Genomic DNA, 14,413 nt, shown 5'->3' with positions numbered 1-14,413 from the left:
ATTTTTAAAAGCTTCCTTATTAATTAAGTTCAATATTAGCTCAAAAATTCCTGCACAGATTGATTTTTTTTATCTAAAGAAGTTAAGAAAGTCCATCTAAATTTTGTTTTTAATTTAAAGAGAGCCTTAATTAGATTCTTTTTGATAAAAACTTACTTTATTAAAATAAGAACTAAGTTGATAATAAAGATCATTAACAGAACGAACTCCAAAGCCTGTATATACTGATTGACCTGCTTTAAATACTTTAATTACAGGCACAGAATTAATATCATAACTCTGAAAAATTTCAGCTGCATCAGCTAGCTGCAGCTGATAAAAATCTAATTGAGGGAAATCCGAAATAACCTGTTGAATATTTTTTTTAGCAAGCTGACAATAACCGCAACTTTGACTAGTAAATAAAATTAAAAAAGAATCTTTGGCAGCTAGTAATTGTTTAAACTCATCTCCACTAGAAATCAATTTTCCTTCTTTTTTTATATTCTTTTTCATAATTTTTTTCTCCTTTAATTAAAGCAAGCATAGTTTTTAAAATATCTTTTTTATTTTCTTGCTCCAGATTAAAAAGTATTAAGTCATCTTCTTTTCTTAGCCAGGTCAACTGTCTTTTAGCAAAGTGACGGCTTCTTTTTTTTATCTCATAAACAGCTTCTGCAAGACTAAATTCCCCTTCAAAATATTCAATCAATTCCTTATAACCTAAAGCTTGCAGCGCTGTATCACTTAAATTATCATATTTTTCTAAAAGATCTTTAACTTCTTTTACTAAACCGTTTTCCAACATTAAATCAACTCTCTGATTAATTCTTTGATATAAATTTTCTCTTTTTCTGATTAAAGCAAATTTGTAAGCTGAATACCTTGGTGGGCTTTGTTTTTGTTTTTGCTTATAATAACTTTTGGTTTTACCCGTTTGCTCATAAATTTCTATAGCTCGAATAACTCTTCTTAAGTCATTTGGATGTAACTTTTTAGCTGTTATTTTATCTTTTTCAGCTAAAATTTTATGCACTTCTTTTGTACCTTTATTTGCTGCTAAAGTTTCTAATTGCTGCCGACGCTTATAATCAGGTTCTATTTCAGGGAGCATAAACCCCTCTAAAAGAGCTCTTAAATAAAGATGAGTACCACCAACTAAAAGTGGTATTTTTTTCTTAGCTTTTAAAGTAGAAATTATTTGGTCACAATCTTTTTGAAACTCAGAAACTGAATAATCCATTTCTGGACTTAAAAAATCAATTAAATGATGTTTTACTAATTCTCTTTCTTTTTTAGAAGCCTTAGCTGTTCCAATATCCATCTTTTGATAAATCTGCATTGAATCTGCTGAAATTATTTCACTTTCAATTCTTTGTGCTAATTCTAGTGACAACTCTGTTTTTCCAACTGCAGTTGGTCCTGTTAAAACAATTAAATCTCTCATTATCTACCAAGTCCTTTTTCTATTTCTTTGCGATTAATGTTAATCATAACTGGCCTACTATGAGGACAGCGATAAGGGTTTTCAGTCTGATATAAGTCTTTAATTAATTGAATACTTTCTCTTTTTGTTAAAGGTTGTCCTGCCTTAATTGAAGATCTGCAAGCTAAATATTCTAGCATTCTTTTTTGAATTTCTGCTGTAGATTTAGTTTTGCCAGCCTCAGCTAAATCTGCAATTAATTCTTCTATAATATTTCTGGTTGATTTATTTTTTAATAAAACAGGAACTTCTTGAATTAAAATTGTATTATTACCAAAATCACTAAAATCAATACCTAATTTTTTAATTTCATTTTCATATTGTCTAACAATTTCTCTTTCTTCTATAGATAATTCTATTTTTACAGGTATTAATAAAGATTGTGATGATTTATCTTTTTGATTAAATTCTGCATAAAATTTTTCATAGAGAATTCTCTCTTGTGCATTATGCTGATCAACTATTTTTAAACCCTTGTCTGTTTCTATCAATAAATAACTATTAAAAATTTGACCTAAAAATATAAAATATTTTTCTTCAGCTTTACTTTCTACTAAAGAATACTTTTGTTTTTCAGCTGCTCTGATTTCATTTAGATTTGATTGGCTTTCTTTAAAACTTTGCCCATTTTTTTTAGTTAAGCCTTTATTATCTTTGCCATAATTAATATTCTTTTGATAATCTTTTTGAGCATAAGAATTAAGCTGAGATTGCTTTTGGGGGTAATTAGGTTTTTTATATTTCCCCTTTTTAGAAATTTTGCTCGTATTTAGCTTTTGATTTTTATTTAAGCCAGCTTTTTTTTCATCAGAAGTATTTTTTATATTCTTTTCAAATAAATTTTCGCGATTTATTTCATCTTCTGCTTTATCTGATTTAGTAGTTTCAGTTTTATTTTGTTCTAATTTTATTCTTCTGGTTGGATCATTTGCTTTTAAACATTGACGCACTGCTTTTTTAATGACATCAAAAATAATCTGATTTCGACTAAACTTAACCTCTCTTTTAGCTGGATGAACATTAACATCTACTAAAATCGGATTAACTTTAATAAATAAAAACACAATTGGTTTTCTACCTGGATTAGTTAATTTATTATATGCTGTTTCAACTGCTTTAGCAGTTAAATTATTATAAATTGGCCTTCCATTTACAAAAAATAATTCATGACTTCTGCTAGAACGGGTTAGTTCTGGCCGACAAAGATAACCACTTAATTTTATATAACGATCTTCAGTTTCAATTGGAATCAAATTTTCTGCTATTTCACTTCCATAAACAGCATAAATAGTATCTTTTAATTTACCACTACCTGGAGTAGACAAAATTTTTCTACCATTATGATAAAGCTTAAAACTTAAATTACTATTGGCAGTTGCTTCTGCACTTACTATTTTACTAATATGAGAAAACTCAGTTGTTGTTCTTTTCAAATACTTATAACGAGCAGGAGTGTTATAGAATAGATTTCTAACAGAAATTTCTGTCCCTATAGTTGAACCAGTGGGTTTTTTTGCTAGAATGTCTCCCCCTTTAATTTTAATTTTCATAGCCTGATTACTAGCTTGATGACGGCTAATCATTTCAACTTCTGCCACAGAAGCTATACTTGCTAAAGCTTCACCTCTAAAACCTAAACTGTAAAGTGAATAAAGATCATCTATATCCTCTATTTTACTAGTTGCATAGCGATTAAAAGCTGATTCGATATCATCTGCTTCAATTCCATGGCCATCATCTTTAACTTTTATTAATTCACGGCCTCCATCTTCAATTTTAACCTCTATATTTTTAGCAACTGCATCAATTGAGTTTTCAATTAATTCTTTAACAATTGAAGCGGGCCTTTCTATAACTTCTCCAGCCGATATTTGATTAGCTACATTTTGAGGAAGCTGTTTTATAATACCCATTTTATTTCTCCTCTTTCTTTAAATCCTTTTTTAGACTATATAAAAAGTTCATAGCATCCATTGGAGTCATTTCTAAAATATCCTGTTCATCTAATTTTTTCAAAACTGGATTATTTTCTTTATTAAATAATGGTAATTGTTGATGTTGAGAATCAGTCACTGTTTTTTCTAGTTTTCTAACTGGCATTTGATTATTTTTTTCTAATCGATTTAATATTTTTTGAGCACTAATAATGATTTCTTCTGGTAGACCAGCTAAACGAGCAACTTCAATTCCATAACTATCATCAGCTCTGCCTTCTATTATTCGATGTAAAAAGTGAACTCCATTTTTATCTTCTTCAACTAATACATTATAATTTTTTATACCAGGATATTCATCTTCTAATCTTGTTAATTCATGATAATGAGTTGCAAATAATGTTCTAGCTCCAATTCTTTCAGGATTGTTGAGATATTCACTAACAGACCAGGCTATAGAGACACCATCATAAGTGCTTGTTCCACGTCCTACTTCATCTAAAATAATTAAACTTTTTTCAGTACTATTATTTACTATATTTGCAACTTCATTCATTTCTACCATAAAAGTACTTTGACCTGTAGTTAAGTCATCACTAGCTCCTACACGAGTAAAAATTCTATCTGTTAAACCAATGAGAGCCTCTTCTGCTGGAACATAAGAGCCAACCTGTGCCATTAGAACAATCAGAGCAACTTGCCTCATATAAGTGGATTTACCAGACATATTAGGACCAGTAATAATTACAAAACGTTGTTCAGTTTGGTCTAGATAACAATCATTAGGTACAAACTGTTCAGTAAACATTTTTTCGACTACAGGATGTCTTCCATTTTTTATTTTAATAGCTGGACCATTATTAACTTCTGGTTTAGTATAATTATTCTCAATTGCTAAATAAGAAAATGCTAGTAAAACATCAAGCTGAGCAATAACAGCTGCTGTTTGATTGATTCTCTCTACTTCTTGAGCAATTTTTTCTCTAATTTCTATAAATAATTTGTGCTCTAAATCATTTATCTTTTCTTCAGCACCTAACACTTCTGCTTCTTTTTCTTTAAGTTTTGGAATAATATATCTTTCACTATTACTTAAAGTTTGTTTTCTTTCATATCTTTCTGGAACTTTATCTGTATGAGAATTAGTTACTTCAAGATAATAGCCAAAAACTTTATTAAAACCAACTTTTAAGGTATTAATTCCTGTTTTTTCTCTTTCTTCTTTTTGAAGTTTAGTAATCCAATCTTTACCACTACTAACCAAATCTCTTAACTGATCTAAACTTGAATTATAGTCAGAAGCTATAATTCCTCCTTCAGTAATAGTAGTCGGTGGCTCTGATTTAATTGCTTTTTCAATCAAATCATGCATATCTTCTAAAAGATCAAATTTAGTCTGCATTTCAATTATTAAATCACTTTTTAAATTCTGCATTAAATTTTCGACCGCTGGTAGCTTAGCTAAAGAGTTTTTTAGAGCAACTAAATCACGTGCATTAGCTGATTGATAAGTTATTTTACTCATAATTCTTTCTAAATCATAAATTTCATTTAATTCAGCTCTTAATTTGTCTAAAACTTGATAATTATCAATAATTTCTTCTAGGGCTGTATGTCTTTGTTCAATGGCCTTTTTTTGAATTAAGGGCTGATTGATCCATTTTTTAATTTCACGCCCTCCCATAGAAGTAACTGTTTGATCTATAATTGATAATAAAGAGCCTGAACGCTGATTATCTCTAATTGTTGCTGTTAATTCTAAATTCCTTCTACTAGCAGAATCTAAAACCATATAGTCTTCTAAATGATAAGCTTTTAAAAGAGTTATTTGATTAATTGTTCTTTTTTGAGTATCACCTAAATAGGCTAAAACTTGACCAGCAGCATAAACTGCAGCCTTCATTTCTTCACAGCCAAAGCCTTCTAATGATTTAAGTTGAAAGTGGTCTAAAATACCTTGATAAAGACGATCATATTTTTTGTTTTCTAAAATATTTAAAGTAAAATTATAAATATTTTGTAATTCCTTAATTAGCTTAGTCTGAGCAATTTTTTGATCTAATAAAATTTCTCTAGGAGAAATCCTATTAATTTCATCTTTTAATTTATCTGTTTCTGAGGCTGGGAATTCAGTTAAATAAAACTCTCCTGTTGAAATATCTGTATAAGAAAAACCATAATAATTTCCATATTTAAAAGCTGCAGCTAAATAATTATTTTCATTTTCAGCTAAAATTTCATTTTCAATAACAGTACCTGGGGTTACAACCCTAATTACATCTCTTTTTACTATTCCACTACTTGCTGAAGGATCTTCTAATTGTTCACAAATAGCAACTTTAATTCCATTTTTAATTAATTTTTCTATATAAGAAGCAGCTGAATGATAGGGAACTCCTGCCATTGGTATTTTTTCTCCTCCACCTTTATTCCTGGCAGTAAGTGCAATATCAAGTATTTTAGCAGCTTTTTTGGCATCTTGACCAAACATTTCGTAAAAATCTCCTAATCTGAAAAAAAGAATAGAATCTTGATATTTATTTTTTAAATCATGATATTGTTTCATCATTGGTGTTAACTTTGCCAAATTAATCCCTCCAAAATTTATGAGTATATAAGATAAAACCTGAAAGATCTATTAACTTATCCTCCAGGTTTAAATATCAGCAAACTACATTTTAAATATAAAACAATTTAGCTATCATTATAATATTTTAGATGAAAATTAGATTTATTTTCCTATAATTGTTCCATCTAAAGTCCAACTTTTAGCAGCTTCAATTTTTACATTAACTAATTCTCCTATTAGTTCTTCTCTTTTTTCAAAAAAACAAATCTTATTAGTAGAAGTACGTCCTTCATATACTTTTGGATTACTATCACTAGCTCCAGTAACTAATACTTCCTGGGTACTTCCTATTAATTTTTGATTTTTATCATAGCTAATTTTATTTTGTAAGTCCATTAAAGTCTTTAAACGTTTCTTTTTAACTTCTTCATCTATTTGATCTTTACGACTAGCTGCAGGTGTTCCACTCCGAGGAGAATAAATAAAAGTATAAGCCATATCAAAGTTAAGCTCTTTAACTAAGTTAATTGTTTGCTCAAAATCAGCTTCTGTTTCTCCAGGGAAACCAACTATAAAATCAGTTGAGACTGAAGCATGTGGCATTTCTTTTCTAATTTTTTCTACCCGCTCTATATAATATTCTCTAGTATAACCGCGGTTCATTTGCTTGAGCACTTTATTACTTCCAGATTGAATTGGTAAATGAATATGATTAGCAACCTTATCTAGCTCAGCAATTTTTTCTAAAAGTTCATCTGAAAAATCTCTAGGGTGTGAAGTCATAAATCTAATTCTTTTTAATTTTTGAACCTTATTTAATTCAGCCAATAATTTAGGAAAAGTAGTTTCTTTTTCTAAATCATTACCATAAGAATTAACATTTTGTCCTAAAAGAGTGATTTCTTTAACTCCATCTGCAGCTAGCTTTTCTGCTTCTTTGACAATCGAAGTTAAAGGTCTGCTTCTTTCTCTACCTCTAACATAAGGTACTATACAATAAGTACAAAAATTATCACATCCTTGAATAATAGAAATCCAAGCTGAATGTTCTGATTTTCTTTGTGAGGGTAAATCAGGAATTAGTCCTTCTTCTTCATCCCAAACTTCAACAACTCTATCTCTTGTTTTTTCTATTTTATTAATTAAATCAGGTAAATGATGAATATTATGAGTACCAAAAATTAAATCTACATGGCGATATTTTTTATATACTTCATCTACAGGCTCATCCTGCTGCATCATACAGCCTCCAATTCCAATGATTAGATCTGGATTTTCCCTTTTGTATCTTTTCAACTCTCCTAATTTACCAAAGACTTTGAGTTCAGCATTTTCTCTAATAATACAAGTATTTAATAGAATTATATCTGCATTTTCATATTTATCTGTAGGCTGATATCCCATTTCCTCTAACATACCAGCTAATCTTTCTGAATCATGCTTATTCATTTGGCAACCATAAGTTATAATATTATAAAATTTATTATTTTTCATTATTCCACTCCTGTATTAAACTTTATTAGCTTTCATTTATTTTTAACCATTAAATCAAGGCTTATTTTGTATTTATTACAAACATAAAAAAAGCTTATAATAACTACAAAATAACCACTTATAAAAAATTATTCCTATCAATATTCATGATACTATATTAGAAATTAAATGTAAAATAAAAACTGGGGTTAAAACCCCAGTTTATTTAAAATATTTAAATATAATTAAAATTATCCATCATATGGTTCAAACATATCTTTACCTACACCACATTCTGGACAAACCCAATCTTCTGGAAGATCTTCAAAAGATGTACCTGCTTCAATTCCACCTACAGGATCTCCCTCTTCAGGATCATAAATGTACATACAAACTGTGCATTGATACTTTTGCATATTAAGTAGCTCCTCTCTAATTATATTTTTTTAATTACATAACTAATTATAAAACAAAAACAGCTTAAAAGTCAAGCCTTTAAGAGTTTATAATCTTTCAAAATAGTCTGGAGAATAAACCGATTTCAAGCCACTAAAACTAACTAATTGATCTGAAATTAAGGTTGCAATTAATAAAAATAACATTAAGTTATAATTATGAGTAAATTCTAAAATAATAAAAGTTGCAGTTAAGGGAGCTCTAATCACACCACTAATAACTGCTGCCATTCCAATTAAGGCATATAAAGCAGGATTGTTTTGACCAATTGGTAAAAATTGATAAAATAAATTACCAATGATAATCCCAGTTAAACTTCCCAATAATAAAGAAGGTGAAAATATTCCACCTGAACCACCAGAGCCTAAAGTTAAAGCTGTAGCAATAATCTTAAAAATCAAAAGCAAAAATAAAAAACTTAAACTAAAACTTGTTTGAGAAAATAAAGAAAAAACTATTCTAGTACCTGATCCCATAATTTGAGGAAGCTTAAAAGCAATAAAACCTAATAAAAGACCTCCCAAAGCAGGTTTAAAAATAATATTTATTTTTAAATTATCAAAAAGGTCTGAAATGAATTTTAAGCTATAAATAAAAATTATAGCAGAAATAGAAGCAGCGATTCCAATTAAGATTGCAAGCACAAAGTTATAAAAACCACCAACTTCTATTAAAACTAAATCTTTTAAAAAGTAATCTCTTCCACTCCAGCGGATAACCATTTCGGCTGCAATTGCACTAATTGAAACTAAGATGAGTCTATTTTTTTCAATTTTCTCAAACAATATTTCGATAACAAACATTATTCCACCTAAAGGGGCATGAAATAAACCAGCAATTCCAGCAGCAGCTCCACAACCTAAAAAAGTTTGGTAATCAAAAAGATCAAGTTTTAATTTGTAAGCAATTAAATCACCAATACCAGCACCAATTTCAACTATTGGACCAATTCTTCCCCCAGCTCCACCAGTCGCAATAGTAACTGCCGAGGCAAACCCCTCTGTTAATAAATCACGATAAGTTAAATGTCTTTCCTTTGTTTTAATTGAAGTTAAAATTGCTGGAATTCCATGACCTTTTGCTGTCATACTTCCATATTTGACTATTAAGCCAACAATCAAGCCACCTATAGCTGGTAAAAATATAAAACTCAAACGATTATAAATTGTCAGTTCTTGGACTGGATCAATAAAAAGTGAAGTGAAAAAATCTAATATATAATTATAAAATAAGGCTATAAAGCCAACAATAATTCCAATCATTAAAGCTAAAAATATTTTTAGATACTTATCTTTAATTAATCTAAGAACTGACAAAAATAGCCCCCCTTTTTTAATTTAAAGTTAAGCCTTTAATTTTTTAAACATCTATTGTTTGAGCTAATTCTGCATTATTAAAAATAAATTCTTTTCTTAAGGAAGCATTAGAACCCATTAAACGAGTAAAAATATCATCTGCTTCAATTTTATCATCTATTTCTACTTTTTGCAGAACTCTATTTTGAGGATCCATTGTTGTGGCCCACAGCTGTTCTGGATTCATTTCTCCCAGCCCTTTATAGCGCTGAAGTGAAAAGCTGCTATTTTCATTTTCTTTTCTAAAAGTTTCTAATGCTTGATCACTGTATAAATAATGACTTTTTTTCCTTTTAGTAACTTTATAAAGTGGTGGTTTGGCTAAATAGATATGACCATTTTCAATTAACTCTGGCATATAACGATAAAAAAGAGTTAAGATTAGAGTAGCTATATGAGCACCATCTACATCAGCATCAGTCATAATTACAATTTTATGATAGCGTAATTTTTCTAAGTTAAAATCCTCTCCAATTCCAGCTCCTAAAGCTGTAATTATTGCAGCAACTTCATTGTTATTTAAAATTTTATCAAGTCTTGCCCGTTCTACATTTAGAATTTTACCTTTTAATGGTAAAATAGCTTGGAACTTGCGTTCTCTTCCTTGTTTAGCAGAACCACCTGCAGAATCACCCTCAACTATAAAGAGTTCACTTTCTTCTGATTTTTTACTGCTGCAATCTGCTAATTTACCAGGTAATGAGTTAGAAGAAAGAGCTGTTTTTCTTTTAGTCAATTCGCGGGCTTTTTTAGAAGCCTTGCGTGCTCTAACTGCTTGCACAGCTTTATCAATTATTTTTTTAGCTAAATCAGGATTTGTATCAAAATAAAGACTTAGATATTGATATACTTCACTTTCTACTATGCTGCGAATCTCACTATTTCCCAATTTAGTTTTAGTTTGACCTTCAAATTGTGGTTCAGGTAATTTAACATTAATAACTGCTGTTATTCCTTCTCTTACATCTTTACCATTTAAAGAAGAAATTTTTGCTGGTAATTTATTATTATTTTTAGCAAAATTATTAACTGCTCTTGTTAGTGCAGTTTTAAAACCAGTTAAATGATAGCCTCCATCAATTGTATTAATATTATTCGCATAAGAAAAAATCCGTTCATTATAACCATCATTATATTGAACAGCAATTTCTACCTCATAATCATCAGGTTTTGATTCAAAATAAATAATATCATTATTTATTATATTTCGATCCTTATTTAGAAATTCAACAAAGGCTTTAATTCCACCATCATATTGAAATTCTTTTTCTACTACTTCTTCTCCCCGCTCATCTCTTAAAGAAAGAGTCAGTTCTTTATTTAAATAAGCTGATTCTTGTAAACGATGAGCAAGATTTTCAAATTTAAATTCTCGAGCTGTAAAAATTTCCGAATCTGGTTTAAAGCGAATTATAGTTCCACTTCGCTCAGTTTTACCGATTTTTTTTAGTTTATCAACAGGAGCTCCTTTTTTATAGTGCTGCTGATACTTATGTCCTTCCCAATGAGTAGTTATTTCTAATTCTGAAGATAAAGCATTTACAACTGAGACTCCAACTCCATGTAAACCTCCAGAAACTTTATAACTACTATTATTAAATTTACCACCTGCATGTAAAGTTGTTAATACTACTTGAACAGCAGGCAAACCAGTTTCTTGATGTGTATCTGCTGGTATACCACGTCCAAAATCTTCTACAGTTATTTCTTCTCCTTGATGAATAGTGACTTTAATTTGATCACCATTTCCAGCTAAAAATTCATCTATACTGTTATCTACAACTTCCCAGACAAGGTGATGTAAACCTTTAATACCTGTGCTTCCAATATACATTCCTGGTCTTTTACGAACTGCTTCCAGACCTTTAAGCACCTGTATCTGGTTAGCATTATAATCTTTATTTTCAAAAAGTGTTTCCATTAGTCTTCACCATCCTCGCTTTCTTATTATAACAAAGAGATCTTTAGAATGCCAGTCGATCAAGCTTTAAATTTGCAAATTCTATGATAAGGATGATATTATAAATTAGCAGAAAACGATTATTTGAGAGGAGATAGATAATGAAAGAAGAAATTTATCCAATTGCAATTGAAGATAAAATGAAAGATGCTTATTTGAATTATTCCTTAAGTGTAATCATCGGCAGAGCCCTGCCAGATGTGAGAGACGGTTTAAAACCTGTCCATAGAAGAATACTTTTTGCTGCCCGTGAATTAGGTTTGTTTCATAGTAAGGCACATAAAAAATCAGCTCGCTTAGTCGGTGAAGTTTTAGGTAAATTCCATCCTCATGGTGATAGTGCTGTTTATGATGCTATGGTTAGGATGGCCCAGGATTTTAATCAGCGTTACCAATTGATTGACGGTCAAGGTAACTTTGGCTCTATAGATGGTGACAGCGCTGCCGCCATGCGTTATACTGAAACTAAATTAACCGAAATAGCAGAAGCTCTTTTAGCTAATATTGATCAAAAAACTGTAAATTTTGTTGATAACTTTGATGGCAGTTTACAAGAACCAGAAGTCTTACCTTCTAAAATACCAAATTTATTAGTTAACGGTTCTAGTGGTATTGCTGTCGGGATGAGTACTTCTATTCCGCCTCATAACTTAGGTGAAGTTATAGATGCTTTAGTACACCTTTTAGATTACCCCAATGCAAGGCTTGAGACTATTATAAAAAATCATCTACCAGGACCTGACTTTCCAACTGGTGCTTCAATAATAGGTAATGATGGGATTAAAGCAGCTTATCAAAGTGGTAAAGGTAAAATAACTTTAAGAGCTAAAAGTAAAATTGAAAAGAAAAAAAGACATAAAAATTTAATTATTACTGAAATCCCATATCAAGTCAACAAATCTAAACTAATTGAAGAAATAGCTGAATTAGTTAATAAAGGAAAAATTTCTTCTGTTTCTGATTTGAGGGATGAATCTGATAAAAAGGGAATTAGAATTGTAATTGAATTAAAAGCTAATGCTGATCCAGAATTAACTTTAAATCGACTATATAAATATACAAATTTACAAAATAATTTTAGAATTAACCTGTTAGCAATTAATGATAAAAAACCAGTTGTGATGGGACTCTTAGAGATTTTGAATCATTTTTTAGATTTTAGAAAAGAAATTATCAAAAATCATAGTAAATATAATCTAACTAAAGCAGAAAACCGCTATCATATTTTAGAAGGATTAAAAAAAGCAATTGATCAACTAGATATAGTAATTGATGTAATTAGAAATTCTGAAGCTAAAAAAGAAGCTAAAGCTAAATTAGTTAAAAAACTTAAAATATCAGAAAGACAAGCTCAATCTATTTTAGAAATGCAATTACAACGTTTGGTTGGGATGGAATTTGAAAAATTAGAAGCAGAAAAAAAAGATTTAGCCCAAAAAATAAAATATTATAAAAATATTTTAAATAATGAAGAAGAATTAAAATCTGTTCTTAGAGCTGAGTTAAAAGAAATTAAAAAGAAATTTTCTGACCCTAGAAGAACAGATATTATTGCTGATGATAGTAAAGCTGAAATCACTAAAAATGACTTGATTAAAGAAAAAAAAGCTATTATTTCTCTTTCCTATCGGGGAATTATTAAAAGAAATGATGAATACAAAAATTTAAGAACTGCTAAAAATGATTATTTAATTTCTACAGTTGGAGGATCATCTTTAGATCAACTTTTATTTTTTAGTAACCAAGGTGAAGTTTATAACTTACAAGTCCATAATATTGAAGAACACCATGGTCTAGCTACTGGTGAAAATTTAAGTAAATACTTACAAATCCCGATTAATGAAAGCATTATTGATCTTAATATTTTGAGTAAAAATAAAGCTAAAACTAAAAATAAATATTATACTTTTGTTACTGAGAATGGATTAATTAAAAGAACAGAAGTTGATGAATATCGAACTAATTATAGTCATATTAGGGCTATTAAATTAGATGAAGATCAATTAGTAAATGTTGAAAAAACAGATGAAGCAAGTGACTTAATAGTAATTAGTAAAAAAGGTTATTTAATTAGATTTAAAGGGAGTAGTTTTTCAACTACGGGCCGGAATACTCTAGGAAGTAGAGCAATTAATTTAATTAAAAATGATAAAGTGCTTTATTTTAGCACTTTTGAAAATAATAGTTTTATAATTTCTATCTCTGAAAATGGGAGAGCAAATAAAATAAAACTAAGTGAATTCGAAACTCAAAAAAGAAACGGTAAAGGGAATAGAATATTTTCTAATAAAAGCTACAAACTAGCAGGAGCTGTTAAGGCTAAAGCAGGAGATAAAATTTTAATTGCTGCTAAAAATGGAGAAATATATGAAATTGAAGTAGATCAAATACCAGAAACCTCTCCAGCAGGAAATATGTATCAAATAACTAAAGAACTTGATTTTGAAAAAATAACTACAGTCAAAAAAATTATTGCTACTAATTAAAATATATTTAGACTTTAATTTAAATAAAAAAAGCCTCAGATCAGTTTTAAATAACTAATCTGAGGTATTTTTATTTTAGAAAAACATGATTTCCAATTTTAACCATCTTTTTTCTTTTGGCAAAAAAGGACTGATTTTTTGCTGTTCGAGGATTATAAAAATACAAACTACCTCGACTAGGGTCTTCACCTTCAACTGCAGCATAAGCAGCTTTATAAGCTTCACTGCTTGGCTTTAAATTAATCATCCCATTTCGAACTGGAGTAAATTGTCCAGGTTGATAAACTACATCTTTAATTGTGTTGGGAAATGAAGGGTGATAAACCCTATTAATAATAACAGCTCCCACAGCTACCTTACCCCGATAACTTTCTCCTCGAGCTTCAGCATTAATAATACTAGCTAAAACTTCCATTTCTTTTGAACTAAAATCACGATAGCTATAAAAATCATCACTATCAACTTTAGTTTTATCATTATCACTACCTAAAACAATAAATAAAAACATTAAACCTAAGCCAGTATAAATATCATCTTTTTCGATAGAAGCTGCTCTAGCTGTAGGAACAGAGCTAATATAGGGTAAAAACACCATATTAGTTATCATAATTAAAGTTAATAATATAATTGTTTTTTTAAAATTAAGCTGCTGCATAGATCTCTCCTTATATATTATACTAAATTATATGGATTAGTATTTTTATTTGTTTTGAAT

At 29.3% G+C, this 14,413-nt stretch carries 10 protein-coding genes; 1 reads left to right on the top strand and 9 read right to left on the bottom strand.

The window, feature by feature from the left end:
• Positions 1–126 precede the first annotated feature (126 nt).
• The 8 genes from HPRAE_RS05330 to gyrB all read right to left on the bottom strand — a co-directional run bounded on the left by HPRAE_RS05330 (position 127) and on the right by gyrB (position 11,173).
• Positions 127–495 (bottom strand): thioredoxin family protein, encoded by a 369-nt coding sequence (locus HPRAE_RS05330; RefSeq protein ID WP_014553213.1) that lies wholly within the window; start codon positions 493–495, stop codon positions 127–129.
• A complete protein-coding gene (gene miaA, locus HPRAE_RS05325; protein WP_014553212.1) occupies positions 455–1,426 on the bottom strand; it encodes a tRNA (adenosine(37)-N6)-dimethylallyltransferase MiaA in 972 nt (323 codons plus the stop codon). Before miaA ends, HPRAE_RS05330 begins: the two co-directional genes overlap by 41 nt.
• On the bottom strand, positions 1,426–3,378 hold the full coding sequence (mutL, locus tag HPRAE_RS05320; RefSeq protein WP_014553211.1) for a DNA mismatch repair endonuclease MutL: 1,953 nt from the start codon (positions 3,376–3,378) through the stop codon (positions 1,426–1,428). Before mutL ends, miaA begins: the two co-directional genes overlap by 1 nt.
• 1 nt (position 3,379) lies before the next feature.
• The gene (mutS, locus tag HPRAE_RS05315; protein ID WP_014553210.1) at positions 3,380–5,986 is read right to left on the bottom strand and encodes a DNA mismatch repair protein MutS; all 2,607 of its coding nucleotides are present in this window, start codon (positions 5,984–5,986) and stop codon (positions 3,380–3,382) included.
• 144 nt (positions 5,987–6,130) lie between these two features.
• Positions 6,131–7,462 (bottom strand): tRNA (N6-isopentenyl adenosine(37)-C2)-methylthiotransferase MiaB, encoded by a 1,332-nt coding sequence (gene miaB / locus HPRAE_RS05310; RefSeq protein ID WP_014553209.1) that lies wholly within the window; start codon positions 7,460–7,462, stop codon positions 6,131–6,133.
• Between the two features lie 230 nt (positions 7,463–7,692).
• The gene (gene rd / locus HPRAE_RS05305) at positions 7,693–7,857 is read right to left on the bottom strand and encodes a rubredoxin (protein WP_014553208.1); all 165 of its coding nucleotides are present in this window, start codon (positions 7,855–7,857) and stop codon (positions 7,693–7,695) included.
• Positions 7,858–7,944: 87 nt separating this feature from the next.
• Positions 7,945–9,213, bottom strand: coding sequence for a chloride channel protein (locus tag HPRAE_RS05300; protein ID WP_014553207.1), 1,269 nt, complete (start codon positions 9,211–9,213; stop codon positions 7,945–7,947).
• A gap of 43 nt (positions 9,214–9,256) precedes the next feature.
• Positions 9,257–11,173, bottom strand: coding sequence for a DNA topoisomerase (ATP-hydrolyzing) subunit B (gyrB, locus tag HPRAE_RS05295; RefSeq protein WP_014553206.1), 1,917 nt, complete (start codon positions 11,171–11,173; stop codon positions 9,257–9,259).
• Between the two features lie 140 nt (positions 11,174–11,313).
• On the opposite strand from gyrB, the gene gyrA reads away from it, so the two are divergent.
• Positions 11,314–13,698, top strand: a complete 2,385-nt coding sequence (gyrA, locus tag HPRAE_RS05290; protein ID WP_014553205.1) for a DNA gyrase subunit A — start codon at positions 11,314–11,316, stop codon at positions 13,696–13,698.
• 70 nt (positions 13,699–13,768) lie between these two features.
• Here gyrA and HPRAE_RS05285 read toward each other — a convergent pair whose 3' ends face one another.
• A complete protein-coding gene (locus HPRAE_RS05285; RefSeq protein ID WP_014553204.1) occupies positions 13,769–14,353 on the bottom strand; it encodes a cell wall hydrolase in 585 nt (194 codons plus the stop codon).
• Between the last annotated feature and the right edge of the window lie 60 nt (positions 14,354–14,413).

This window comes from Halanaerobium praevalens DSM 2228 (genome assembly GCF_000165465.1).
Classification (GTDB): Bacteria; Bacillota; Halanaerobiia; order Halanaerobiales; family Halanaerobiaceae; genus Halanaerobium; species Halanaerobium praevalens.
Note: the sequence above shows the minus strand (reverse complement) of the source record. Positions and strands in the feature narration are given on the sequence as shown.